The following is a 25,297-nucleotide window of genomic DNA, read 5'->3' as shown; positions in this document are numbered from 1 at the left end:
AGATGTATGTGTGATACTTCAAGCGAGGTTAACGCTGTAATACTTTTATAATGAAATGAATATGGTTAGTCTTTTGTTTTTTAGAGCAGATAAGTAAGCTTACTACAAACCCAGCTCTTCTTTCATTTGCTCAATGATTTTATATTTTTGAATTTTTCCAGTGATAGTCATTGGATATTCAGTCACAAAGCGATAGTAAGTCGGCACTTTATAATGAGCGATATGCTCGCTACAGAACTCACGCACTTCCTGTTCAGTCAAGCAGCCAGGCTCTTTCGGAATAATCCACGCTGCCAGCACTTCACCATAACGCTCATCTGGTATACCCACGATTTGTACATCACGAATCTTTGGATGACGATAGAGGTAATTTTCAATTTCTACTGGATAGATATTTTCGCCGCCGCGAATCACCATGTCTTTACTACGGCCGACGATTTTGACATAGCCGTCTTCATCCATTGTGGCCAAGTCACCCGTATGCATCCAACCATCTTGGATGGCTTCACGCGTTTTAAAGCGGCTGCCCCAATAGCCTTTCATCACTGAATAGCCTCGTGTAAGCAGCTCACCTGTCTCGCCCAACGGGACAACTTCACCTGTTTCTGTATCAACGACTTTCACCTCAAGCGCAGGCTGTACCAATCCTACCGTCGAGACTTGTTTATCAAGTGGCGTGTGCTCATTGGTCTGGCAAGATACGGGACTGGTCTCTGTCATACCATAGGCAATAGTGACTTCGCTCATATGCATCTTATCGATGACACGGCGCATGACTTCAATCGGACAGCTAGAGCCAGCCATGATGCCAGTACGTAAGGTAGACAAATCAAAGTTTTCAAATTCAGGATGGTCAAGCTCTGCGATAAACATCGTTGGCACGCCGTGCAGACCTGTACACTTCTCTTCTTCGACTGCTTGTAATACGGTTAATGGCTCAAAGCCGTCGTTTGGATATACGATACAACCGCCATGCGTGAGAATCGCTAGATTACCAAGTACCATACCAAAGCAATGATACAAGGGTACTGGAATACATAGCCTATCCTCTTCAGTGAGGTTCATGGCCTCACCGATGAAGTAGCCGTTGTTAAGGATGTTACGATGGCTTAAGGTTGCACCTTTTGGCGTACCTGTCGTGCCACTGGTGAACTGTACATTGATGGCATCGGTGTTCTTAAGCTGAGCTTGGCGCTCGGCAACACGGGGATCGTTGGCATCGCCCTCACTCATCCACGCAGAGAATTTCTGCATAAAGCCGAATGTCTCGTCCGACTCTGGCTCATCAATCCAAATGATACGTTCAATCGTCGGAATCTCAACCAAATCAAGCTGAGTGTAGTCTTTATGGTAAATCTCAGGACATAGCTCACGGATTAAACTGGCATAGTCACTGGTTTTGAAATGACGCATCAGTACGAGCGCTGAGCAGCCTAATTTATTTAGGGCATATTGCAATTCAAAAGTACGGTAGGCAGGATTGATATTAACGAGGATAACGCCGACTTTTGCCGTAGCCAATTGCATGAGCAACCACTCGGCATTGTTGTGCGACCAGATACCGATACGATCACCAATCTCTAGTCCCATCTCAATCATACTACTGGCTAGCTGGTTCACTTGCTGCTGTAGCTCACGATATGTCCAGCGGATATTTTGATGACGAACGACCAATGCTTCGCGCTCAGGATATTTAGAAACAATAGCATCAAAAAAGTCACCGATTGTCGTTTCAATCAGCGGTACATCAGGACCTTTATCATAGCTTTGAGTAAGTGGTGCATTGGCTGAGCGTGCGCCCATATTGATACTAGGAATATTGTTTAAAATAGTGTCGAAATCAACGCGAGTCGAATCGAAATCAGGAGTTTGAGTCATAACGAGTCCTTTCGTTTTACTTTTTATATTATTTATGAATAGCACTTATTAATAGCCTGCGTACAAACCTTCTTCCTTGGGCAGGTCTTACATAGCATTCAGCTACTATAACGCCATCAATGAAAGCCTGTCAACAATATCAATACAGTATGTATCATTTAATTAAACAGCCTGCTTTTCTATTTATTAAAAGGTAGCATAGAATCATGGCAAATATTTGACATAAAAAAGCCAGCCACGTCATAAATAATGGGCTGGCTCAATCATCGATACTGTCTTTTCAAAGAATTGTCTGGAAAGCATCTAATAAAGGGCATTATTTATAAATGATGTCCTTTATTAGTTTTTCGAAAAACGGTATTGCAATCATCATGCTTTAGGAACTGCAGGCGCCTTAATCGTTACCGTTGCGCTAACGGCTTCATTATCATCGATCAAATCCATGATTAGCTCATCATCACTTTCAGTCTTCACTTGCCAATTGCCCGCTGCTTGCGGTACGCCCGTCACCATCACAGAGATGGCTTTGTTCTTAAGGCGAATCATCGGCGGCTTATGATCATAACCGCTGTGCTCGTGACCTAAGATATCATCAGCGATAGTCGCAGCCTGCGCGCGTAATGGCGCAACATAACGACAAGCCACCCCATTGATAGACATACAGTCGCCGATGGCATAGATATTCGCTGCATTGGTACGCAACGTCGCTGCATCCACCACAATACCCGTACGGCGATCGAACTCCACACCAGCCGCCGCAGGTAATTGCTCATCGACTGTCAGACCTGTACTGGCAATCACATGATCTACAATCAGTGGTTCGAGCGACTGAGTATCAGTATTGTCTGCATCCGATGATAACGGTGCATAGTCTACTTGTAGTTTCTCGCCATCTTCGCTGTCATTATTATCATCGTCACTAACACGAGCGACAGCTGATACTTGATAACCACCTAAGAATTGAATACCCTGCGACTCGATTGCTTTGGCGATACGTGCTGTTGCTTTTGCTGGTAGCATCTGCGAAAGCGGTGCATCATTTAAATCAATGAGCGTTACTTTATGACCAGCTTTAAGTAGGTCTTCTGCGATTTCTGTACCCACCATACCAGCACCAACGATCGCAACATGCTGACTACCTGCTGCTAGCTTTTCTTGTAGCTGACTAAAACGCTCGATATGATTGACATGCCAAACCAAATCTTGCGGCAGACTTTTAGGGAAGATAGGATGAGCACCCATCGCTAGCACCATTTTCTCATAGCCGATAGTCGTCAGTGTGTCATCTGACTGCGTAGTAGAGCGCACCTGTACGGTTTGGCTCACTGGATCAATATCTGTCACTTGCGTATTGGCTAACAACGTCACTTCTGCTGTGTTCGCCGCTTCGCTACCAGATGCCCGTACTAAGTCTGATGCTCGTTTGTTTTGGCTGATTGCCATCGTCAACATCGGCTTGTGATAACGGTCGCCACTATCAGCCGTGATTAATGTGATTGGAACCTCTGTGTCTTTGGCACGAATGGCATCAATGACATGCCAGCCTGCCAGTCCTGCACCAATAATAACCACACCTTTTTTTGCTGCTGTGCTCGATGCTACAGATAGGTTTTCTACGCTCATACAAACTCCAAGATGGTTTATGAATTATTTTAATTATCAAAAATATTGACCGCTATTGTATCAGTAAACAGCCATTCACTCACCTATCTAACAATTCACTTAGTCAATATCGAATTCCATGCGATGTGCTGTTGCACGCATGGTTTCACTATCTATTAATTTTTCTATACAGTATAGACTTGCATGGATGCCTGCACTTATCCCCGCTGATGTGACGATATTACCAGTATCATCACTGGCATCTACAAAACGCGTATGCGAGATCACATCGATATCAGGATAGGATGCTAAATTATCCAAGTCCATCCAGTGCGTGGTTGCTGACTTACCAGCTAGCAAACCTGCCTTAGCCAACAGCAACGCTCCTGTACACACTGAAAGCGTCAGCTCTGCCAAACTTGCTTGAGTGATAATCCAGTCAATTACCACCTTATTATATATTTCTGTTTTTTCGGCACCGTAACCACCAGGGATGATTAAGACATCAATGTCTGGATGATTGGCAAAACTATAGTCAGGAATGACTTGCAGACCATTCCTAGCGGATATCGTTGCTTGGTTCTCGGCAATAGTGATAACCTTAAAGTGCTTATCATCACTAGAACTGGCAGCATTTTCAGCCAACGAAAACACCTCAAAAGGCCCTGCAAAATCCAATACTTCTACTTCATTGAACAGTAGTATGCCGACGGTTCGTTTTAGCGTCATATTCAATCCTAATTCAGTTAATAACGTTAAATAAAATTAAATTTATCTATATTATGATTACTATCTTTTCAAATTTGTTTGATTAATCAGATGAGACATTTCATTTGCTTTTGCCGTTTGCGATTTCTCTAATTCGGCGACTATTCCCGCTCTATTTTCAGCGGCTTTATAGTCTCAAAGATCTCTTCTTTGAATTCCTTGTGTGTAGATATCATAAGCCCCAAATCGTTTTTCAAATAGCTATACAAAAAAGGCTAAATACAAAGCGCCCTATTAAAGATAGCGTTTAACCGTCTTTAATAGGGCGCTTTGTATAATTATTAGCAGTGGAAAGAAAAGTAAGCTTTAGAACATGTCTTTATCTTAGAAATACTGCTATAAACAATCGTAAATCAAAGTGTATTTAATGATTTAAAATCTTCGACAAGAACATCTGCGCACGGTCACTTTTCGCGCCTTCAAAAAACTCATCCTTACTACAGTTTTCTACGATATGCCCTTCATCCATAAAGATGATACGATTGGCTACCTGACTGGCAAAGCCCATCTCATGCGTCACACACATCATGGTCATACCATCACGAGTCAGCTCGACCATCACATCTAGCACCTCTTGAATCATCTCAGGATCAAGCGCGGAGGTTGGCTCATCAAACAGCATTGCGACGGGATCCATGGCTAACGCTCGTGCAATCGCAACACGCTGCTGCTGACCACCAGAGAGCTCCGCTGGATATTTCGCCGCTTGTACCGTCAGACCAACACGGTCTAGATAGGCCATCGCTTTTTGTTTGGCCTCAGACTCTTTACGGCCCAACACTTTGATTTGTGCCACAGTCAAATTATCAATAATAGTCAAATGTGGAAACAACTCAAAATGCTGAAACACCATGCCAACACGGCTGCGTAACTTAGGTAGATTAGTCTTTGGGTCACCGACAGAGATGCCATTGACCATGATGTCACCTTTTTGAAAAGGCTCAAGTCCATTAACTGTCTTAATCAAAGTTGATTTACCACTGCCCGATGGACCACAAACAACAACGACATCACCTTTATGTACATGCGCCGTACAGTCAGTCAGTACTTGAAAATCTCCATACCATTTACTGACATTAGATATCTCGATGACCATCTCATCACTAGCATGACCACTATTGGTAACCAGCCCGCCAAAGGCATTTAAGTACGTATCAGCATTGCTCATCACTGGCTCCTAACCACATTATTTTCGATAGTCATTATTTAAAAAAGGTAAATCAAATATTTGAGCTCTCAACACTCAACACTCAACACTCAACACTCAACACTCAACACTCAACACTCAACACTCAACACTCAACACTCAACAGCGCAAGCGATAGATGTATTAAAATAGCTATACTAAAACCGCAAACGCTTCTGTAATTGTTGCACGCCAATAGAAGCACTTAAGCTAATCACAAAGTAGACAGCGCCAGCACCTAGGATATACGGCGTGAGTAAGCCCATTAGCTCACCGCGAACGTAGGCTGCGCGGAAAAAGTCGGTCAAACCAATGGCAAATACCAGTGTCGTATCTTGGAATAAAATAATACATTGCTGCAAAATCAGTGGCAGCATCTTACGAAAGGCTTGTGGCAAGATGACCAGACGCATGGTCTGCCCATAAGTCATGCCGAGCGCTTTTGCCGCATTGACCTGCCCGCTACCAATCGATTGAATACCAGCACGCACCACTTCTGAGAAGTAAGCCGCCTCAAACATCATAAATGCGACCACACAAGAGGCAAATGCCGCATCGAGTTGCAGGTACTTACCCGCTACCCAAAGATAAATCATCGGTACAGCAAAGTAGAACCATAGCAGTACCAGTAGCAGCGGCACGGAGCGAAAGTAATTGACGTATAGTTTAGCTGGAATCTCAAGCGCTTTGATACCTGACAAGCGCATTAATGCCAGTATGGTACCTAAGCTGATACCGCCCAAAATAGCCAAAAACAGCACTTTTAAGGTGGTAAGCATGCCACCCATCAAACCAGGATAGGCTGTTGCCAATTCGGTCATATTCATTTCTGACCTCCCGCAATAAGCCCAGGCACACGCAATTTACGTTCAATCAATCCCATAATAGCGATCAAGGATAAATTGAAAACCAAATAAATAATCGTCGCGTAAGTATATATCTCGATACTATTTTGAGTGTATTCGCTGATGGTTTTGGTTTGGCTAATCAGCTCCATTACCCCCACTAACGAGGCCACAGAAGCGTTTTTGAAACAGTTGGTTAACTCAGAGCTGAGCGGTGGCAAGATAATACGAAATGCCTGCGGTAGCAGTACTTCTTTATAGACTTGTGGAATGCTAAACCCTAACGCGTAGGCCGCATTGATTTGTCCATCTGGTAATGACTCAATACCCGTTCGTACCTGTTCAACGATACGAGCAGCGGTAAATAAGCCCAAACCGATACTGGCTGATAACATGGCTGAAGTATTCGGAGACAAGTCCTTATACCACCATTCTTGTATCGTCGGCGTGAGCCAGCCAGGGGCGATATAAAACCAAAAGAACAGTTGAACAAGCAGTGGAATATTGCGAAAAAATGTCACATAAGCCGTACCGATTGTACGAGCGGTCTTGTTGGGCAAGGTACGCATGATACCGAAGATAGTACCGACGACCATCGCGATGGCCCAAGCGATACTGCCAATTAATAGCAGCCAGCCAAGACCAGTGATCATCCAATGGATATAGAGCTCGTTGCCAATACCAGTCTGCTCAAAGAGCACACCCCAGTTCCAGCTATAATTCATGGTTGTCTCTCCGAGCAACGATTGATAAGCCTATACGTCAAATAAAATTACTGGCTATCTAAACGTATAGGCAAGCTATGTTGAGGGACAATGAGCGTTACTGCGCTGCTGCTTCTTTAGGCTGAGCGCTGTCATGCGGATTGGCAATCAAGGCCTTTAAGTTGTCTGACATCTCAAAGTTTAGATTGACGTTCTTTGGTGGGATTGGGTTCAAGAACCACTTGTCATAAATGCTATTGATTTCGCCTGAACTAAACACATTAGCAAGTGCTTCATCAACCACAGCTTTGAACTCAGGATCATCTTTACGCATCATACAACCATAGATTTCAAACGATTGCGGCGTACCGACGATGACCCACTCATCAGGATTTTTTGCTTTGGCTTTTTCGCCCGCGAGCAATACATCATCCATCATAAAGGCATCAGCGCGACCATTTTCTAGCATTAGGAAGCCTTCGCCATGATCTTTTGCTGAGATGATATTGGTATCCATTTTATTATCATCGTTGTACTGACGGATATAACGCTCTGAAGTCGTGCCTGCTGTCGTTACCAAGGTTTTGCCTTTTAGGTCTTCAAAATCTTGAATGCCAGAATCTTTTTTGGTCAACAGACGCGTACCAATTTCAAAGAAACCGTTTGAGAAAGCGACTTGCTTTTGACGTTCTTCGTTATTGGTGGTTGAGCCACACTCAAAATCTACCGTGCCGTTTTGTACCAATGGGATACGAGTCTGCGAAGTGATTAGGTTATAGCGAACGTTAAGGTCTGGCATGTTTAGCTTCTGCTTAACGGCTTCAACCACTTTCATTTCCAAGTCGTGTGCATAGCCAATCGGCTGATTGGGATCATCAGCGATATAAGAGAAAGGAATAGAGGAATCACGGTGACCGACGACGATGGTGCCAGAATCTTTGATTTTCTGTAGCGTACCATTGGTCGTGGTTTCTGTCGTCGCTGCATCATCTGCTGGCGCATCAGTGCTGGTCTGGCTGCTGTTATTACATCCCGCTAAGCCTAATGCCATAACAGCAGCTAAAGTCAACGGTTTGGAAAATGAGTATGTCATGAAATACATCCTTTTATCGCAAGATTGAGTGAGTGCTTGGACGACATAGGTCTGATTGACCAGACTGCCCCGCATCCGTACGGTTGTTGCTGTTGTTTATCACAATGCAACTTAATGTTACTGTACAACAAATTTGCAGTAGAGGGTGAATTTTTTTTGAGAGAGTACATATTTATGAATATATTTATATTCTAACTATAAAATGTTGGCTCATAGCGGCTATCTACTCAGAGTTTTGTACAAACAGCTGCTTGGTTTTTTAAACCCATTACTGACAATTACTACTCATAATCATCAAAACAGTCTACTAAGTGAGATTGATAAATCGGCAGTAATCCCCATAAAGCAAACAACTTCTCTATACTACAAATGACTTATGACTCAAGATATCCAAGTCCCAAATACGGACAGCCAAACTACTGGCAACCATGGCAGCAACGACATTCGCCAACGTTTCTTTGTTGAAGACTCGCCCGTGCGCGGTGATGTGGTACGCCTATCACGCAGCTACGCGAGTACGATTGCGCAAAAGCCCTACCCTGAAGCCATCAAACGCTTATTGGGTGAGATGCTGACCGCAGCAAGTTTGCTAATCAGTACGGTCAAAATCAACGGTCGCCTGTCTATTCAGTTGCAATCATCAGACAGTGACAGCTTACTAAACTGGGCAATGGCAGAATGCGATCAAGACGGTATCATTCGTGCACTTGCTAGCTGGAAAGGCGAGACGGATGAGCAAGTACAAGCATGGGACAATATGACCCATGCCAAAGAAGCGTTTGCTGAACTTGGTGCGATGGGACAAGGCGTATTGTTTATCAATATTCAGCCTGATGGCGGTGAGCCATACCAAGGTATCGTTGAGCGTAGCCACGACAATCTAGCAAACTGCTTAGCACATTACCAAAAGCAATCGGCACAGATTCCAACGTTAATTAACTTGGCATCTGATGGCCTGCAAGCCGGTGGTATCTTGGTACAAATGCTACCGCGTACTGCTGAAGAAACGTCTGAAGTTGAGCAAAACCAAGATGCGGGTATCGACGATGATTTATGGACACGATTATCTGTATTGACGCGTACGGTAAAAGCAGAAGAGCTAACGACACTGGATGCTAACGAAATCCTTTATCGCTTGTATCACGAAGAAAACATCGTTGCTCCTGAGCCTGCGCCTCTATCATTTGGTTGCACTTGCTCACGCGAGAAGTGCGAGATGGCAATCGAGCAAATCGGCGAAGCAGAAGCGTTAGATATCGTCGAAGAGCAAGGCGGTACATTTGAGATGGATTGTGGATTCTGCGGTGAAGTCTATAAGTTCAACAAAAATGATGTAGCAGCAATATTTGCTGAGTAAGTTTTCTTACTCGCTATAAATCAGTATTTATAAAAAAACCCTCAAGCGTCATGCTTGAGGGTTTTTTTATTTCTAATTGATAAACTTACTAAGCCAGATTGTTTTCTAGTTTCATTGCTATAATTAATTATACATAACTTGATTAAGATGAGCTAAAACAATGAACTATAAGAAGATAGATTGGGCAGTAATTTATACCGTTATATGGATAATTTTTTGGCTAGCTCTTCTAATGAAAGGTTTTGATAATGTTGAAGGATTTGGCGGATTAGGTGCCTTCTTATCAGGAATTTTTGCGCCGCTTGCTCTGCTGTGGTTTTATAAAAGCTATCGAATCCAAAGCAACGAATTAAAATTGCAGCGAGAAGAGCTAGCTTTACAACGTAAAGCATTAGAGCAATCAGTGTTAGCTCAAGAAGGCTCAGAGACAGCTTTAAAGGAACAATCTGAAGCTATGAAAGCTCAACTATCTATTATTGAAAAACAGCTAGAAATTACTGAATATCAGTTCAAGACAGCAATTGAAGAAAAAAATATTAATAGACCCAAGTTTTTTGTAAAAGTAACTGATATACAGCTTGGTCAGATATGTGACAGCAATCTTAATCGTAAGAATATTCAAATCACCATAGAGTATTTAAATAAAAGGGGAAAGGCCGACATTAGAGATATCGAATGTATGGTCTTAAGACAAAACCATATCAACTCCCCAATTGCTAAGTTTTTAGAACAACAACTTTTCATAGTTACATGGAATGCAAATAACCTTACAATCAACTCTAACTTTTCATTACATGATTTGGCACATGAACAAATTATGTTAGGAAACTATGTCCAAGAAGGTAAAGACACAGGTAAACTTGTATATGTAATGAGAAAAATACTAATGGATATATTGATACTTTGCCAGCTTTCAATTTACTACGATTCAATACGTACAGGTATGGGAGTTGAAAAATATAACTTTTATATTTTTAATCAGGCAATAATTCTTTCAAAGAGTAGCACTCAGACTATATCAATGCCGTAATTATTGGATGAAAATTATAAGGCAGAATAGTTTTAAAAAAATAGAACCTACACCGCCACATCTAAACTTCTAGGATAAGAGTGTATGCGCGGACGCCCAGCGTAGTCACTTCGACCATTATCAAGTAGCCATTCAATCACTTGCTCGCGCACCCGTCTACTATGAATCAAGTTCATATGGTTCACACCATAAAATACTGCTTTGTGACCATCTGGCACAAACAAGGCATGCTCAGCGTCATCTTCACCTAAGGCTGAAGCCACCGATACCAAACTGTCTCCTAGCAGATCCGTTACCTTAGAATCATAATGCGTCTCAAGCAAAGCACTGGCGACAAAGTAAGTCTTGATACCACTTGGCAACCGTGCAGGATGGCGAAAGTCTTGTGGCAACATGCTACGTCCTTCTAATGCTTTCCAATCTGCATCCCGAATACTGCCATGACGCAGATCGATAATACCGGCACTGCGCATATCCCCGAGCTTAGCCAGTGAGCCTGCAAACGGCAGCTTGGCAATGATGTCTTGTACATAATTACCGATACGCTCAAGCACTGCCCCATGATGCGGCGAACCTAGCGTGATGAGATTGCCCACGCGTTTTATCCAATCTAGGCGGTCTTGCTCGCCATAAAACAGTGCACTGCGAGAGACCAAACCACCCATACTATGTCCGACCAGATCTATCTGACTGATATTTGGATTGTCATCGACCAGCGCTTGTAGCAATTGAGAGAACTTGCGACCGCTACGTGAGATACGGCGACCTGTATTGTAATCCAAATACAGCACCGTGGTATCAGGCTGGCTGACATGAATGGCCTCGCCTAAATCATTACCTGCTTGTGCTTGCCAGCTTAAATGACTCATACATAGACCATGGCACAAAATAGTGATACGGCCTGATAGCACTTCATTCTGTGGTTTGCCGTCTTGAGTGTATAGCATCATCGGAATGGCGAGCGCATTTTGGTTGTTGACCAGATGATCACCCATGACACCATTGAGCACATTGACCAGTTTTTTTAGTGAGTCCGGTAGTGGCTGCACTGACTTTTGGAGAATCAGGTTTTTGTATATGCGTAGTACAGACGCTAGATTATTACCGACCATTTGCATCACATGACGTATCGTGCCATATATACGTCCAGTAAATCCGCGCGACCATTTATTTAAATGTTTGTCATTGAAACGGCCTAGCGGACGCAGAATAACTTCACGATGAATGGCTTCTACGATTTCTGTAATCTCAACCACACCCATGGTAGCGAGCTGGGCCAATCCTTCAAAAAAATCAGCCAAAGACACAGGTGTTTTGTTGATTTCATCGCTGTCATCCGAATCTGCCAGTAGCTTGACCAGCTCATCCATATCGATGGCTTCGAGTTGGTCGATTTGCTCATATAGATGACTGTGTAGCGGTACACTCGCATCTGGGACAAAATGCGCATCGAGCTCATGATGAGTACGAGTATAGCTGCTATCGTTTTGAGCGTCGCTGTCACTAACACCGTCGTTATAAAACACCTTTGGACTGCTCATAATATTTGCACATTCAGCGAGAAAAGTAATGGTCTATATTATCCTGTAACTGCAGCAAATAGAAGTGAATGGTTTGACTTTAGAGCGCGATGACGACTAGCAGAGCCAGATTACTGATAGACGGTCTATTTAACCATCAAATCAATATGATAACAAAAAATCCCAAGCCTTAACTTGGGATTTTTATGGTTGTGAGCATTTTGGTTGTTTCTATTATCCGCCTATAGCTTATCTATCTATGTCGTGCTATCAGCTGTATCAAATGATTCTGCCAGTATGACATCACCATCCTCGCGAGTAATCATCACAGTCGCTGAGCGAGGTATACTACCACCAGCGACAGCGCCCCACGTATTGCCAGGATGCTGAATATTGATAAACAGCGTCTTAAAATCTGGTGCCATGGTGATACCTGTTACTTCGCATCCTTCAGGACCGACAAAGAATCGTTTAATATTGTCATTGCTAGCAGATGTGCCAACACGGGTTGACTGCCCTGCCGATGTGGTCGTCATCGAGCCATCACTGACCTTACCCGGTAGTGCCGCGAGCAACATACAGCTACTGGTATCGGTATAAGCGCCGTCATCTGTCTGAATCCATAAGACACCGCGCGGGTCAAAATACAGCCCATCAGGTGAAGAAAAGTCATTATTGTCATTTAGCTGAGATAGGTTTTCTGCTGATAAGTCACTTGGCGCACCAAACAAATAAATATCCCACTCAAAGCTCGTTGCAGCATGGTCACCGCCTGCTTCTGCCCAGCGAATGATATGGCCATTGTCATTACCAAGTGCTTTTCCGCTTGATTGATAGCTACGCGGATTGGAGGCTGAGACAGGCTGATCATCACGTACGCCGCGATATTTATTATTGGTCAATGTGACATATACATCGCCCGTCATAGGACTGACCGATACCCATTCAGGTCGATCCATCTTAGTAGCACCAGCAGCATCAGCAGCTGCACGGGCAAAGACCAATACCTCATCTTGTCCATTGAATGGCAGTACACTATTAAAAGCATCCAGTCCGTTTTGACCGTGGACGAGAGCTTTCCACTCACCGCTACCATCTTCATTAAATACTGCCACGTATAGCGTGCCGTCATTCAGATATTTGTCACCTGCTTTTAGTCCGCCGCCGATGTCCGAGTTTGACCACATCGCTTTGGAGACAAACTTATAAATGTACTCCCCTCGGGCGTCATCACCCATGTAGAAGACTACTGGCTTGCCTTGCTCAACAGGAGCGTAAGCACAGTTTTCATGAGCGAATCGGCCCAGTGCAGTGCGTTTCTGCGGTATAGAGTTTTGGTCAAATGGGTCAATTTCAGTAATATAACCAAAAGTGTTAAAGCCGTAGCGATAATCTTCAGCAGCACTGGCACCGACTGCGGTCATATCCCAGCGTGAGAACTCGTCTGCTATTTTGGCATCCTTTGCCTCTGGGGTATGCCATAGATACTCCCAACCTGGGAAGTCCTCCACTGCACCGTAGCGCTCGCGAGCGTAGTTATCACCAGCACTCAATTGACTGGCATCTTGTCCACGGGCAAACACACCCAAGAAGTTCTCTTCGGTAGTCAGATAAGTACCCCACGGTGACAGACCTGCGCCGCAGTTATTATTAATGCCGCGGGTCTGATAGCCTGTTGGATCAAACTTAGTCTTGACCAGAGCAGAGCCTGCCACAGGGCCAGCCAATTGTGCTGTTGTACTACTGGTAATGCGGCGATTGTATTTAGAATCAGGTACCATCTCATAACCCATACCATCTGCACGGCGAGTTAACTCAACCACTGAGACGCCATGACAATTGACTTCACGGCGGACGTCGCTTGCGAGACGGCGGTTTTGAAAAATAGGCGCAGCATCGTTATCTTGAGTGACGTAATAGCCAAATGGGCTAAGCTCACTGCTATTGACGTATTCATGGTTCATGACTAGCAAGCTGTTTTCTGATGCTTTAGCATCGTAAGCGTTACCGTTTTTGCCAAAGAACCACATCCCATCATGGTTGTCACCCATACGCCATTCAAACGACTCTGCTGATTGCTCGCGATTGTCTTTCCAGTCCTCGATACCAGAGTTCAGCGGTGTACCAAGTGGTAATATCATCTCTGCCTTGTAGCCCGCTGCTACGGTCATCGTATCCGCTGTTGAATGCGCGACTGCCTCAAACTTTAAGGTATCAGGACGCTTCAAATCACCTTGTGCAGGGATAGCGGCATTATCGTCATTACCAACAATACTGCTATCGTCGTCTTCACTACAACCGACCAAAGGTAATGCACCAAAAAACGCAGCAGCCGTCAACCCTGTGCCACCTTTTAGGATACTACGGCGGTTCAATCGACGATTGATAATCGTCTGAAAGTCAGTATTATTAGTAGGATTTGAGTCTTCAACCACTTCGTGGGCAAGCGTTCGCTCATTGTTCAATAATGTCATTATCAGTCACCTTGCTATTAGGCTAGATTGGCAGAGAGTTGATCGCGGCTTTATCATTACGACCACAAAAATACGAATTCCGCTTAAGTCTACTCAACCTTTATGACAGCACGCTGAACAATAGGTGACAAACTGATGACAATCGACTGTACTGATGATTATTGAAAAATAGAATGATTAGATAGTTAGCATTGTTTGGCAGTTAGAATTGTTTGGTATTTAGCAAATTTTAGAAATAAATATAAAGGTTTAAAAGCGAAAACCCCAAGCAATTGCTCGGGGTTTTTAATATATATCTGTTATTGTAATCAAGCTTACTGTACTTGTGATACCCACTCATGAGCACCCAGTTTTAGCTTAAGCTGATCGCCTGCTTGCAACACACCAACGCCACTTGGCGTACCAGTCATAATCACATCACCTGCTTGCAAGCTAAAGGCGTGACTGATATTGACCAGCAATTCATAGACAGGGAATAGCATTAAGGCACTATCGCCATCTTGCGTTAATTTATCATTGATAGATAGCTGATACTGTACATTCTGCAGATTGCCAAACGCTTGCGGGTCGACCCAATCAGCAAGGACGCAAGCTCCGTCAAAACACTTAGCACGCTCCCACGGATGACCTTTTTCTTTTAGCTTGCTTTGCAAATCACGCAAGGTCAAATCCAGCCCCAATGTCACGCCACCAATCGCTTGCTGAGCTTGCTCAATCGTCGCCATAGATAAATCAGCTGATAGCTGAATACATAGCTCGGCCTCGTAGTGAGTCTCGCCAAACAGCTCTGGACTTGGGCGAACCACATCACTACGGATAGAGACCACTGAAGACGCAGGTTTCATAAACAGTATCGGCGTGGTTGGTACTTCATTGCCCAACTCTGCAGCATGGGCCGCATAGTTGCGACCGACACAGACAACTTTACCAATAGAAGCACGCAATCTTTCATTATGATTGATAGCGCCCTGCTCGGCATTGACACCAGCTGCAATGGCGTTCGCTAATGACTCGTGTGGCGATTGGCTCATACTAAACTCTCCCTGTAAATGATGGCTATTTTATCAGCTGTCCATACTATATTGTCTACAGTGACTTTGACGATTTTTAGTTGCTAACTGCTAACTGCTAACTGCTAACTGCTAACTATGGAATCGTATTGGTCACGACATCTGGTGGTACATAACTGGCGTGGCGGTTCATACGCTTTTCAAACATTCTAAAGCTAAACAAGATAACCCACGACAGCAATAGATAGACGATACCAGCCGCAAAGAATAGCTCCATCAAGGTATAGGTACGCGCACTAATCGTACGAGCAACACCTGTGATATCCATCAATGCAATAGTCGACGCTAGCGCACTACCCTTTAGCATAAAGATAACTTCGTTACTGTACGCTGGAATCACAATACCAAATGCGCGCGGTAGCGTAACCCGTGTTAGCTTTTGCCATTTTGACATACCAAGCGCATCAGCAGCTTCAAGCTCTCCAATCGGAATCGTCTGAATCGCACCGCGTATAATCTCTGCTAGATAGGCACTGGTATTCAGGGTAAAGGCAATAATGGCACACCAATATGCTTGGCTAAGCACTGGCTCCCATAAGAACGACTCGCGTACGGCCTCAAATTGACCCAAACCGTAATAAATCAGGAATATCTGTACCAGCAGCGGCGTACCACGGAAAAAGAAGATATACAGAAACGGTAGTATCTGTACCATCCAGTTCTTAGACAGTCGTAATAATGCCAAAACCAAACCAAACAGCAATCCAATCACACCTGAAAACAAGACCAGCTGTACGGTCAATACCGCGCCGCCTAGTAAATCAGGGATATGGTCAAAAATGACCTGCCAATTCCAATCCATAGTATCTCTCCTCTACCCTATGGTCGATTGACTGTGAGTGGATTGACGGCTTATCTTTTTGGCATAGCGTGCCGCAGGATTGGCGCGCCACTCAAGCCACATCATAAAGCCAGTAATCAACATGGTCAGACCCAAATAAATAATCGCTGCTGCCATATAAAAGGTAAACGGCTGCTGTGTAGACTGTGCCGCACGCGATGACTGATACATGATGTCCTTGAGACCCACGACCGATACCAATGCGGTATCTTTAAGCAGTACCAGAAATAAATTTCCCAAACCTGGCAAAGCAATCTGCCATACTTGCGGTAAAGTGATGCGATAAAAAGTCTGAAAAGGACGCATACCAATCGCTTGCGCAGCCTCTCGCTGGCCCACTGGAATCTCTTGAATGGACATGCGAAAAATCTCAGTCGCATACGCACCAAAAGCAATAGACAGTGCCATGACACCACCCCAAAAAGCGCTAATCTCGACATAGTCGTTATAGCCGAACTTTTTGAGGATGCTCATCAATAAGATAGAGCCGCCATAATAAATAAAGAGCACCAATAGCAGCTCAGGAATACCGCGCATCGTCGCAGTATAGACAGTCGCAAGTTTACGTAGCAACCAGATATTGGACATCTTTGCGGTTGCGCCGAGCAAGCCTAAAGCCAGACCAATGATCAAACTGGTCACAGCTAGCTGTATGGTGACGGTAGCGCCGCTTAATAAAAGCGCGCCAAATCCTTGTAAGTCAAACACGATTATCCACTCAGTCTCTTTATATTAGCAATTTGCAAAATATGAGTTAAAAGAATCAGCATCAATAGCTGAACGCGGCGAAACACCGTATTTTATACCAAATCAATAGGGATGGTCGGCGTCAAAAAATGACGTCAGAAGAATACGATTAACGCTGCGATAATTGACACAGTAGAAATGAGCGCTGATTTTATCATATTCACTCGCCGTGATGTTAATACTGACGCGTAAAAGCTGCGCCTAAACCGTACTTAAACAGACACTTGCCTCTAGAGACATACAATCAGCCGACTAAATTTGAGCAAAATTGATAGGCTGCTACGATGTATATTCGTTGATATAACGACAAATAAAAAAGGACATCACCATGGTGGCGATATCCTTTAATTAATCAAAACAATATTTTTTGACTGCTATCTTTGACTACTGTTAGCTATTAACTAGCGTTTTCTGTCGCTGGTTGCTCGCTAATAACTGCATCTGTATCTGTGCCTGTATTTGCGTCTTCATCAACTGTGCTCGTTGCAGACGCTGGCACCGCAAAATACTTTTGATTGATTTTATCGTAAGTACCATTAGCTTTTATATTGGCAAGAGACTGATTGATCTTTGCTTGTAGCGGATCGCCTGGGCGTACTGCTATGGCAAAATTATCATTGATATCAATTTCATCACCTTTGAGCGCATATTTGCTACCAGCATTTGAGCTCAGCCATTCTATGGCAGGCAACTTATCAGAAATCATCGCATCGACACGGTTTGAACCAAGATCCAAAAACGCATTGCTCAACGTATCATAAAGCTTCATATCGGCTTTTGGATACGTGTCTTCTAGCCACTGCGATGAAATAGTTGAACGCTGTGCAGCAATAGAATGCGAGTCAATATCGCTGTTGTTACTAGGGTCAAAGCTGCTGTCTTTTTTGGCCAAAAAAACCAAGGCATTGCTAAAGTACGGATCGGTAAAGCTCACCTGCTGCGAACGCTCTGGAGTAACGGACATCGCGGCCACGATTGCATCGTACTTACCTGCTTTTAGACCAGGGATAATACCGTCCCAGTCCTGCGCCACAATCTCACAGGTCACCTGCATATCCGCACAGAGTGCATTTGCTATCTCAACATCAAAACCACCAAGTGTCCCATCAGCATTGGTATAGTTAAAAGGTGCATAGGCCCCTTCTGTACCGATGCGTAATACATCACCTGTAGAGGCTGCCGTTGTTTCGGTAGCCTCTGAATTGGTATCAGCGGCACTCTCTTGGCTATTGCTACAGCCAGCAACAGTAAAGGCCGTCGCTAGTGCAAACAATGACATAGACAGACGACTGGCTACATTAATGTTAGATTTGCCAGTCGTGATACAGATTGGGGCACAATGGTTGCTCATGATCATCCTTGGTTTTTTCTTGAGTAAACAACACGTCTTCAAACAACAGTAGTCAAACTGCTAGATATCGTATTAGTTAGCTGGCGCTTCTTCTTCAGCGACCACTACTTCTTCGACACTATCAGTTGTTGCTACCGCTTTTTGTGCTGCAGCCGTTGAGCTAGTACCAAAATAGCTACCCGTGATTTGATCATAGGTGCCGTTGTCTTTTAGCTCAGCCAATGCTGCATTGAACTTAGCAACTAACGGATCGCCTTTACGGAAAGCAATACCCATTGCGTCATCATTGGTGCTGATTTCTTCACCTTTAACTTCGTAGCCTTTACCTGCGTCTGTTTTTAACCAGTCGATACCTGTGACTTTATCAGACATCATACCGCGCACACGGCCTGAGGTCAGATCTAGATAAGCATTGTCTTGCGTATCATATAACTTGATATCAGCATCTGCGTGCTCGTCTTGTAGGTACTGAGAGGCAACAGTTGAGCGCTGTGAGGCAATTGGTAGACCTGTTAGCGACTCAACGCTTAAGTCATCACCTTTTTTGCCGATCAAGATGATACCGCTATGGAAGTAAGGGTCACTGAAATCAACCACTTCTTTACGCTCAGGCGTGATAGACATACCTGCAATAGCTGCATCAAATTTCTGTGCGTTAAGCCCTGGAATCAAACCATCCCAATCTTGAGAGATGACTTCACACTCAGCTTTCATTTGTGCACATAATGCGTCAACCAGCTCAATCTCGTAACCAATCAGCTTGCCATCTGCATCTGTATAACTGAAAGGCTTATAGCTTGATTCTGTCGCAATTTTGATATTTAAAGGCGCTTCAGTAGCGGTATCAGCTTCAGCATTTTCTGCTGGTTCTGAGCTATTGTTACAACCTGCCAGCATTAGCATTGCTGCGCTAAGCGGTGCTAGCCACAATGCTTTTCTGCTCATTGATGATGTCATTGAAATTGTCATAAGTTTTATTCCTTAATATATTTACCAGCTGTATCGTCAATCACTGCTTGCTGATTTATGCTTATAAACACCGTTTATTTAAAACATGCTTGGTTTTAAGCATTACTCGCATCAAACGTTACTTGTTCTAAGCATAAATCTTCAGTGAGTCATTATTGACCAAAGTTCATCTGCTCAAGACGTGCAAGCTCACCGTTACTACGGATTTCGCTCAATGCTTTGTCAAAGTCAGCTTTGAGTGAGTCACCTTTACGTACAGCAATGGCAATATTGTCATCGTTATCAATTTCATCACCAACGATACCGAAGCCCGCTGCGTTTTCTGCTAGCCATGATTTGGCAGAAACTTTTTCAGCCAATACGGCATCGCTACGACCAGATTTTAGATCTAGATAGGCATTGTCATAGTTGTCATATAACTGAACGGTGTTGCCTTCTTTGCCTTCGTAGTTATCTTGTAGATAAGCACCTGGCGTAGTAGAGCGTTGACCACCAAGCGTTGCGTCTTTAATCGCCATAGGATCAAAACCACCATCCGTGTTGGTTAGCCATACCATTGTATTGGCAAAGTACGGCTCGCTGAAATCAACTTTTTCTTGACGCTCAGCGGTAATAGACATACCTGCAATGACAGCATCATATTTCTGTGCCAATAGACCAGGGATGATACCGTCCCAATCCTGTGCAACGATTTCACATTTGGCTTGCATTTGATCACACAAGGCATTGGCAACATCGATATCAAAACCTGCCAAGCTGCCGTCAGCGTTGGTGTAGTTGAATGGAGGGTAAGCGCCTTCGGTGGCGATACGAATGGTTTTACCAGTGGTTTCTGCTGCAGGGGCGTCAGCGTTGGTATCGGTAGTTTCATCGGCAGGTTGGCTACAAGCGCTCAACATCAATGCAGCAGTAACGGTCATTGATGACCACAATAGGCGAGAATTCGACATCATACGTTCCTTAAATTCTGATGGGTTTTACATAAGTTTTTGACAGGATTTTCTGACTTAGGGTTCTGATATTTTGTTCTCTGACGTCCCTGCCAGACAAGCAATATAGATAGCAGAATAACAGGCAGCCACGAGACATGACGGCCTATAAACCTTTTGATAATACCTGAGTAAAATATCAAAAACAAACGTTTTGCATACTCATAGTTATCATTGGGCAATAAACAGTCAACAATGGTTACGTTACAGTGATTTTACATTTGGTAGGGTAAATGGTGGCAAGCGTATTGCCACCATCTGTATCAGACATGGTACTAGGCAAAAAACTAATAACTAAGTAGGACGGTGCGATGCCATAAAGTCTTTGACGCGCTCAGAGGTAGGGTTATCAAAGACTTGCTCAGGTGTGCCAATTTCTTCAACCACACCTTGATGTAAAAAGACGACTTTGCTTGATACTTCACGGGCAAAGCGCATTTCGTGAGTAACGATAAGCATCGTACGTCCCTCTTCTGCTAGCTCGCGCATTACCGCAAGCACTTCGTTGACCAGTTCAGGATCTAGTGCAGAGGTTGGTTCATCAAATAGTAGAACTTGTGGCTGCATAGCAAGCGCACGAGCAATAGCGACACGCTGACGCTGACCACCAGATAAGTTGGCAGGATAAGCGTCTTTTTTGTCGAGCAGACCTACTTTATCAAGCAGTTTTTCTGCATCGCTAATCGCTTGGTCTTTTTTAATCTTTAAGACCTGCGTTGGCCCTTCGATGATGTTTTGTAGAATTGTCTTATGCGGCCATAGGTTAAAGTTCTGAAAGACAAATCCTACACGAGCGCGCAAGCTTTCTAGCTGCTTTACGTCTGCTGCTTGTAGCTCACCTGATTTGGCAGGTTTTAGCATCAGCTCTTCATTACCGATCAAGATACGACCATGATTTGGGTTTTCTAGAAGATTAATACAACGCAGCAACGTCGACTTACCTGAGCCAGATGAGCCCAAAATAGAGATAACATCGCCATCATAGGCAGTTAGGGATACCCCTTTTAATACCTCTAATGAGCCGTAGCTTTTATGGATGTCTTGTAAGTCTAGGGCGATAGGCCGAGTCGGGTTTTTTGCAGTATCAAGCATGGTTCAGCAGACTTCCAATAAATATGAGTGAAAACACGAATAAAATAAGAGCTATATCTATATATAGTACAAGCATCTAGATGCATTATCGTAATATGCCTGATGAGGCAAAGAGAAAAATGCCATATTGTCTCTTATTACGCAGTAAAAAGGCAAATATTGTATTTAACCAACGGGTTAATCAGTTTTTAGCAAAACACGAATACAAAAAAGCCCAGACTGCATTTATCGCTCTGGGCTTTATTTTATCACTTTAGAATACGAGACGTTGTGTTATCTGATAACTGCCTATTTATAGTATGTAGTTAGTACATTTAATATGTCGCTAATACATTCTATAATGTACGACTAGTACGTCGATACATGCTCTGAGTCTTCAGTCCCATCCATCATATCCGCATCTTCTGCTGTCGCCACTGCCACATCATCGTTATTGGTAACGTCCATACCTTCATCATCGGCACTAGCAACGGCCACATCGTCAGAGTCACTCGCTGTCGCACTTTCTTCTACAGAGGTTTGAGCATCTACAGTAGTATCAGCTTCAGTTTCCATCGGTGTGTCGTCTTTTTTGCTACAAGCGCCTAATGCCAAAGCACCTGCTACCAAGCCAACCGTTAACCAATTTTTATAAGTTGTATTTTTCGTAGCCATGTTCGTTCTCCATCACTCATCATAATAAGATTAAGTACTATCTACTGATAGCCTTGCTGTTTTAATGCTTACTATACTGAGGATATCTCGCAGCTACCTTAGTATTTACAGCGCAATTCTGTTAAAAACACGTAAAGATATAGTGTAGTACTGATAACGCAGCTATCTTAAATAAATACCGCTTAGCACGAGCAATATAACTTTGAATAAGCCCTTACAAGAGCGTTGCAAAGCGGATTCTGTTCACAAAATCATCTTTACTATCGTCTCAATCTGCTCTATGTTAAATAGCATAATGACCTATCGCTATTTCAGTAGGCATTCAAAACTTCTTTTTTTGCGACATTTTTCGCCTTTTTAGGTACTTTTACCTATATAAAATTGGGCGCTTTTAGTTATAAAAAACCTGTATCACATAAGGAAAATAATTTATGAGTCAATCGAACACTACGGATATTACGACCTATATGCAGTCTGTTGGCAAGCAAGCACGAGCCGCTTCTCGCGCACTAGCTGCTGCCAACACTGGCGATAAAAACTCAGCACTCTTGGCCATTCATGATGAGCTGGTCAATGCCAAACAAGACATCTTGGCTGCCAATAAAATCGATATGGACAACGGTCAAAAAAACAATCTTGATAGCGCACTCCTCGACCGCTTGGAGCTAAACGAAGCACGTTTTAACGGTATGCTACAAGGTCTTAAAGACGTCGCTGGCCTTCCTGATCCAATCGGTGAAGTCACTGACATGACTTATCAGCCATCGGGTATTCATTTGGGCAAAATGCGAGTACCACTTGGTGTGGTCGGTATGATTTATGAGTCGCGTCCTAATGTAACGTTAGAAGCTGCCTCACTAGCACTCAAGTCAGGCAATGCTATTATCTTACGTGGCGGTTCTGAAGCATTTGAATCTAACCAAGCCATTGCCAAATGCATTATTAAAGGTCTTAGCCATACTGATCTATCGGAACATAGCGTGCAAGTGCTACAAACGACCGATCGTGCAGCCGTTGGTGAGCTGATTACTATGACTGAATATGTCGATGTCATCGTGCCACGTGGTGGTAAAGGTCTGATTGCACGTATCAGCAACGATGCCAAAGTCCCTGTAATTAAGCATTTAGACGGTAACTGCCATACCTTTATCGATAGTGATGCGGATCCTGAAATTGCGATTAAGGTCAGTGTCAATGCAAAAACACATCGCTACGGTACTTGTAATACGATGGAGACGCTACTGGTCGATGAAACAGTCGCAGATGAGCTATTACCTAAAATAGCAGAAGCCATCGTCGCGGCTGATGACGCAATGCAATTACGCCTTGATGACAAATCACAAGCTATCCTAAATGAAAATGCTAAGCTTGAAAGTCATCTATCAGCTGCCACGGCTGAAGATTGGGATACTGAATATCTAGCTCCTATCCTAGCGGTAAAAGTGGTCTCAGGTATTGATGAGGCAATTGAGCATATCAATACGCACGGCAGTCATCATACAGATGTCATCATCACTGATAACTATACCAAGTCGCAGCGCTTCATCCGTGAAGTTGATTCGGCTAGCGTTATGATTAACGCTTCTAGCCGTTTTGCTGATGGTTTTGAATACGGTCTCGGTGCTGAGATTGGTATCTCAACGGACAAAATCCATGCCCGTGGTCCTGTCGGTCTCGAAGGTCTGACTTCACAAAAATGGATCGTCTACGGTCATGGCGAAACCCGTGCTTAATCATATCAGCATCCACTATCGAAACGAGTAATCAGAAACGTCAGCAATTATGCTGGCGTTTCTTCGTTTGAATCATAAGTATTTTAGTTAAGGCATTTAAATTATAGGGAGCGGTACAACCATGCAAAGTGGCAAGATTAAGCACTGGAACGAAGATAAAGGCTATGGCTTTATCGATGTAGACAATCAAAATGAAGATGTGTTCTTTCATATAAGCAAAGCAAGACTGGCGAAGCCTATAACGGTTGGACAAAGCGTCTACTTTAACAGTGCCCGTAACGACAAAAATCAATTGAGAGCCACTGAAGTGACCTCATCTTCGTTGAGCCTTGACCAAGATACTGCATCAGATGTTCCAAACTATACACCTACTAATACTAATAGCCATCACAGCACTCGTAACTCAAATCGTAGCAATCAAAACAGCAAATCCAATAAAAGAAGCTTAGGCTCTACACTATTTAGCCTGATCGCTATCATCGCTGTCGCTTTTTATTTCTTTGGCGATTTAAATTCGACATTGTTTGCTGATAGCATCGAGTCGACAACGGTGTCGCAAGACGTCACTAATAATACGAACCAAGTCGCCACTGCTGGCATAACGGGTGATGCACAGGTCGATAATACGATTGCGCTTATTCAGCAAGGTGGACCGTTTCCGTATCCAAATAAAGATGGCACGACGTTTTATAACCGTGAAGGCAGACTACCTTCCCAGTCACAAGGCTACTACCGCGAATATACCGTGCCCACCCCTGGTGTCTCTCATCGCGGCGCACGGCGTATCGTCACAGGTGGTAACCCACCTACTGTCTATTACTTGACTATCGACCACTATGATAGCTTTCAAAGACTACAGGTGCCTTAATGTGAAAAAAGCTGATATGAAACAAGCGAATACGGACAAAGCCGATATGAATCGAGACAGTATAAACAAAGCCATCCACTATGTTAATCAAAGCCATGTTAATCAAGGTCACATTAACCAAAACGGTACAGCACTGGGTACTAGCATTCCTGCGCAGGCTGTTACTATAGCCGTAGGTGACACGCTCGAAAAAACTGAGCTATTGACGAGTTTGGCCAAGGCCTGTGACTTCCCTAGTTATTTTTCACACAACTGGGACAGTGCATGGGATTGTCTAACAGACAGTGAGGCAATTCATTTAAGGCTTGATTTGACAGACGTCAAGAGGATAAACACTGAGGACTTCAATGTCTTTAAAAGCATCATTGAGGATGCCTTTAGAGAATTTGGCAAACCACAATTGTGGATCATTGTGCCATCTGAGGATGAAGCTTATGCGTTAGAAAATTAGTCGCTAAAAGCCTATATATTGCAAGCCCGACCGACAATAGTCACCGATAATTATTCGTCATCATAGAAACCTGAA

22 protein-coding genes are annotated in these 25,297 nt (G+C 43.7%); 5 read left to right on the top strand and 17 right to left on the bottom strand.

Annotated elements, in window-relative coordinates; all coding sequences use genetic code 11:
* Positions 1 to 102: 102 nt before the first annotated feature.
* The 7 genes from IEE84_RS01840 to IEE84_RS01810 form a co-directional block, all read right to left on the bottom strand.
* Complete coding sequence (locus tag IEE84_RS01840; protein WP_191114696.1) at positions 103 to 1,878, bottom strand: AMP-binding protein; 1,776 nt, start codon at positions 1,876 to 1,878, stop codon at positions 103 to 105.
* A gap of 369 nt (positions 1,879 to 2,247) precedes the next feature.
* Positions 2,248 to 3,501 carry an FAD-dependent oxidoreductase gene (locus IEE84_RS01835; protein WP_191114695.1) on the bottom strand — a complete coding sequence of 418 codons (1,254 nt, stop codon included), beginning with the start codon at positions 3,499 to 3,501 and terminating at the stop codon, positions 2,248 to 2,250.
* A gap of 99 nt (positions 3,502 to 3,600) precedes the next feature.
* Positions 3,601 to 4,209, bottom strand: coding sequence for a DJ-1/PfpI family protein (locus IEE84_RS01830; RefSeq protein WP_191114694.1), 609 nt, complete (start codon positions 4,207 to 4,209; stop codon positions 3,601 to 3,603).
* Between the two features lie 403 nt (positions 4,210 to 4,612).
* Positions 4,613 to 5,344 (bottom strand): amino acid ABC transporter ATP-binding protein, encoded by a 732-nt coding sequence (locus IEE84_RS01825; protein ID WP_057762314.1) that lies wholly within the window; start codon positions 5,342 to 5,344, stop codon positions 4,613 to 4,615.
* 248 nt (positions 5,345 to 5,592) lie between these two features.
* Positions 5,593 to 6,261 (bottom strand): ABC transporter permease subunit, encoded by a 669-nt coding sequence (locus IEE84_RS01820; protein ID WP_102091653.1) that lies wholly within the window; start codon positions 6,259 to 6,261, stop codon positions 5,593 to 5,595.
* Entirely contained in the window at positions 6,258 to 7,004 is a 747-nt protein-coding gene (locus IEE84_RS01815) for an amino acid ABC transporter permease (protein ID WP_191114693.1), read from the bottom strand. The genes IEE84_RS01820 and IEE84_RS01815 overlap by 4 nt, the downstream gene beginning before the upstream one ends.
* A 97-nt stretch (positions 7,005 to 7,101) precedes the next feature.
* Positions 7,102 to 8,076 (bottom strand): glutamate/aspartate ABC transporter substrate-binding protein, encoded by a 975-nt coding sequence (locus tag IEE84_RS01810; protein WP_180958124.1) that lies wholly within the window; start codon positions 8,074 to 8,076, stop codon positions 7,102 to 7,104.
* A gap of 376 nt (positions 8,077 to 8,452) precedes the next feature.
* On the opposite strand from IEE84_RS01810, the gene hslO reads away from it, so the two are divergent.
* Both hslO and IEE84_RS01800 read left to right on the top strand, forming a co-directional pair.
* Positions 8,453 to 9,433, top strand: a complete 981-nt coding sequence (gene hslO, locus IEE84_RS01805) for an Hsp33 family molecular chaperone HslO (RefSeq protein ID WP_191114692.1) — start codon at positions 8,453 to 8,455, stop codon at positions 9,431 to 9,433.
* A gap of 160 nt (positions 9,434 to 9,593) precedes the next feature.
* Positions 9,594 to 10,463 (top strand): hypothetical protein, encoded by an 870-nt coding sequence (locus tag IEE84_RS01800; protein WP_191114691.1) that lies wholly within the window; start codon positions 9,594 to 9,596, stop codon positions 10,461 to 10,463.
* Positions 10,464 to 10,510: 47 nt separating this feature from the next.
* Here the strand turns inward: IEE84_RS01800 and IEE84_RS01795 are convergent, their stop codons facing one another.
* From IEE84_RS01795 to IEE84_RS01750, 10 genes are all read right to left on the bottom strand, one after another.
* Positions 10,511 to 12,004, bottom strand: coding sequence for a PGAP1-like alpha/beta domain-containing protein (locus IEE84_RS01795; RefSeq protein WP_191114690.1), 1,494 nt, complete (start codon positions 12,002 to 12,004; stop codon positions 10,511 to 10,513).
* 236 nt (positions 12,005 to 12,240) lie between these two features.
* Complete coding sequence (locus tag IEE84_RS01790) at positions 12,241 to 14,457, bottom strand: PhoX family protein (protein ID WP_191114689.1); 2,217 nt, start codon at positions 14,455 to 14,457, stop codon at positions 12,241 to 12,243.
* Between the two features lie 314 nt (positions 14,458 to 14,771).
* Positions 14,772 to 15,401 (bottom strand): fumarylacetoacetate hydrolase family protein, encoded by a 630-nt coding sequence (locus tag IEE84_RS01785; protein ID WP_416383478.1) that lies wholly within the window; start codon positions 15,399 to 15,401, stop codon positions 14,772 to 14,774.
* Between the two features lie 202 nt (positions 15,402 to 15,603).
* Positions 15,604 to 16,329, bottom strand: a complete 726-nt coding sequence (locus tag IEE84_RS01780) for an ABC transporter permease (protein ID WP_191114687.1) — start codon at positions 16,327 to 16,329, stop codon at positions 15,604 to 15,606.
* Between the two features lie 12 nt (positions 16,330 to 16,341).
* Positions 16,342 to 17,076: an ABC transporter permease gene (locus IEE84_RS01775; protein ID WP_057758316.1), complete on the bottom strand. Its 735-nt coding sequence runs from the start codon at positions 17,074 to 17,076 to the stop codon at positions 16,342 to 16,344.
* A gap of 436 nt (positions 17,077 to 17,512) precedes the next feature.
* The gene (locus tag IEE84_RS01770) at positions 17,513 to 18,466 is read right to left on the bottom strand and encodes an ABC transporter substrate-binding protein (protein ID WP_416383471.1); all 954 of its coding nucleotides are present in this window, start codon (positions 18,464 to 18,466) and stop codon (positions 17,513 to 17,515) included.
* A 72-nt stretch (positions 18,467 to 18,538) separates the two neighbouring features.
* Positions 18,539 to 19,435 (bottom strand): transporter substrate-binding domain-containing protein, encoded by an 897-nt coding sequence (locus IEE84_RS01765; RefSeq protein ID WP_191114686.1) that lies wholly within the window; start codon positions 19,433 to 19,435, stop codon positions 18,539 to 18,541.
* A 152-nt stretch (positions 19,436 to 19,587) separates the two neighbouring features.
* Entirely contained in the window at positions 19,588 to 20,388 is an 801-nt protein-coding gene (locus IEE84_RS01760; RefSeq protein WP_179799075.1) for a transporter substrate-binding domain-containing protein, read from the bottom strand.
* A 330-nt stretch (positions 20,389 to 20,718) separates the two neighbouring features.
* On the bottom strand, positions 20,719 to 21,516 hold the full coding sequence (locus IEE84_RS01755; RefSeq protein ID WP_057758311.1) for an ABC transporter ATP-binding protein: 798 nt from the start codon (positions 21,514 to 21,516) through the stop codon (positions 20,719 to 20,721).
* A 348-nt stretch (positions 21,517 to 21,864) separates the two neighbouring features.
* Positions 21,865 to 22,170 carry a hypothetical protein gene (locus IEE84_RS01750; RefSeq protein WP_165598284.1) on the bottom strand — a complete coding sequence of 102 codons (306 nt, stop codon included), beginning with the start codon at positions 22,168 to 22,170 and terminating at the stop codon, positions 21,865 to 21,867.
* Between the two features lie 431 nt (positions 22,171 to 22,601).
* Between IEE84_RS01750 and IEE84_RS01745 the strand changes: the two genes are divergently transcribed.
* The 3 genes from IEE84_RS01745 to IEE84_RS01735 all read left to right on the top strand — a co-directional run bounded on the left by IEE84_RS01745 (position 22,602) and on the right by IEE84_RS01735 (position 25,222).
* On the top strand, positions 22,602 to 23,903 hold the full coding sequence (locus IEE84_RS01745) for a glutamate-5-semialdehyde dehydrogenase (protein WP_191114685.1): 1,302 nt from the start codon (positions 22,602 to 22,604) through the stop codon (positions 23,901 to 23,903).
* A 121-nt stretch (positions 23,904 to 24,024) separates the two neighbouring features.
* The gene (locus tag IEE84_RS01740) at positions 24,025 to 24,771 is read left to right on the top strand and encodes a ribonuclease domain-containing protein (RefSeq protein ID WP_191114684.1); all 747 of its coding nucleotides are present in this window, start codon (positions 24,025 to 24,027) and stop codon (positions 24,769 to 24,771) included.
* A 1-nt stretch (position 24,772) separates the two neighbouring features.
* Positions 24,773 to 25,222: a barstar family protein gene (locus tag IEE84_RS01735; protein WP_224737844.1), complete on the top strand. Its 450-nt coding sequence runs from the start codon at positions 24,773 to 24,775 to the stop codon at positions 25,220 to 25,222.
* Positions 25,223 to 25,297 lie beyond the last annotated feature (75 nt).

This window comes from Psychrobacter sp. 28M-43 (assembly GCF_014770435.1).
Lineage (GTDB): Bacteria > Pseudomonadota > Gammaproteobacteria > Pseudomonadales > Moraxellaceae > Psychrobacter.
The sequence above is the reverse complement of the archived record's forward strand: the minus strand, read 5'-3'. Positions and strand labels throughout refer to the sequence as shown.

Coding starts and splice junctions, on each gene's coding strand:
- IEE84_RS01765 (WP_191114686.1), bottom strand. CDS start 19,435: ATGACAATTTCAATGACATCATCAATGAGCAGAAAAGCATTGTGGCTA.
- IEE84_RS01815 (WP_191114693.1), bottom strand. CDS start 7,004: ATGAATTATAGCTGGAACTGGGGTGTGCTCTTTGAGCAGACTGGTATT.
- IEE84_RS01820 (WP_102091653.1), bottom strand. CDS start 6,261: ATGAATATGACCGAATTGGCAACAGCCTATCCTGGTTTGATGGGTGGC.
- IEE84_RS01780 (WP_191114687.1), bottom strand. CDS start 16,329: ATGGATTGGAATTGGCAGGTCATTTTTGACCATATCCCTGATTTACTA.
- IEE84_RS01835 (WP_191114695.1), bottom strand. CDS start 3,501: ATGAGCGTAGAAAACCTATCTGTAGCATCGAGCACAGCAGCAAAAAAA.
- hslO (WP_191114692.1), top strand. CDS start 8,453: ATGACTCAAGATATCCAAGTCCCAAATACGGACAGCCAAACTACTGGC.
- IEE84_RS01825 (WP_057762314.1), bottom strand. CDS start 5,344: ATGGTCATCGAGATATCTAATGTCAGTAAATGGTATGGAGATTTTCAA.
- IEE84_RS01810 (WP_180958124.1), bottom strand. CDS start 8,076: ATGACATACTCATTTTCCAAACCGTTGACTTTAGCTGCTGTTATGGCA.
- IEE84_RS01790 (WP_191114689.1), bottom strand. CDS start 14,457: ATGACATTATTGAACAATGAGCGAACGCTTGCCCACGAAGTGGTTGAA.
- IEE84_RS01745 (WP_191114685.1), top strand. CDS start 22,602: ATGAGTCAATCGAACACTACGGATATTACGACCTATATGCAGTCTGTT.
- IEE84_RS01840 (WP_191114696.1), bottom strand. CDS start 1,878: ATGACTCAAACTCCTGATTTCGATTCGACTCGCGTTGATTTCGACACT.
- IEE84_RS01830 (WP_191114694.1), bottom strand. CDS start 4,209: ATGACGCTAAAACGAACCGTCGGCATACTACTGTTCAATGAAGTAGAA.
- IEE84_RS01760 (WP_179799075.1), bottom strand. CDS start 20,388: ATGATGTCGAATTCTCGCCTATTGTGGTCATCAATGACCGTTACTGCT.
- IEE84_RS01755 (WP_057758311.1), bottom strand. CDS start 21,516: ATGCTTGATACTGCAAAAAACCCGACTCGGCCTATCGCCCTAGACTTA.
- IEE84_RS01750 (WP_165598284.1), bottom strand. CDS start 22,170: ATGGCTACGAAAAATACAACTTATAAAAATTGGTTAACGGTTGGCTTG.
- IEE84_RS01770 (WP_416383471.1), bottom strand. CDS start 18,466: ATGAGCAACCATTGTGCCCCAATCTGTATCACGACTGGCAAATCTAAC.
- IEE84_RS01795 (WP_191114690.1), bottom strand. CDS start 12,004: ATGAGCAGTCCAAAGGTGTTTTATAACGACGGTGTTAGTGACAGCGAC.
- IEE84_RS01740 (WP_191114684.1), top strand. CDS start 24,025: ATGCAAAGTGGCAAGATTAAGCACTGGAACGAAGATAAAGGCTATGGC.
- IEE84_RS01800 (WP_191114691.1), top strand. CDS start 9,594: ATGAACTATAAGAAGATAGATTGGGCAGTAATTTATACCGTTATATGG.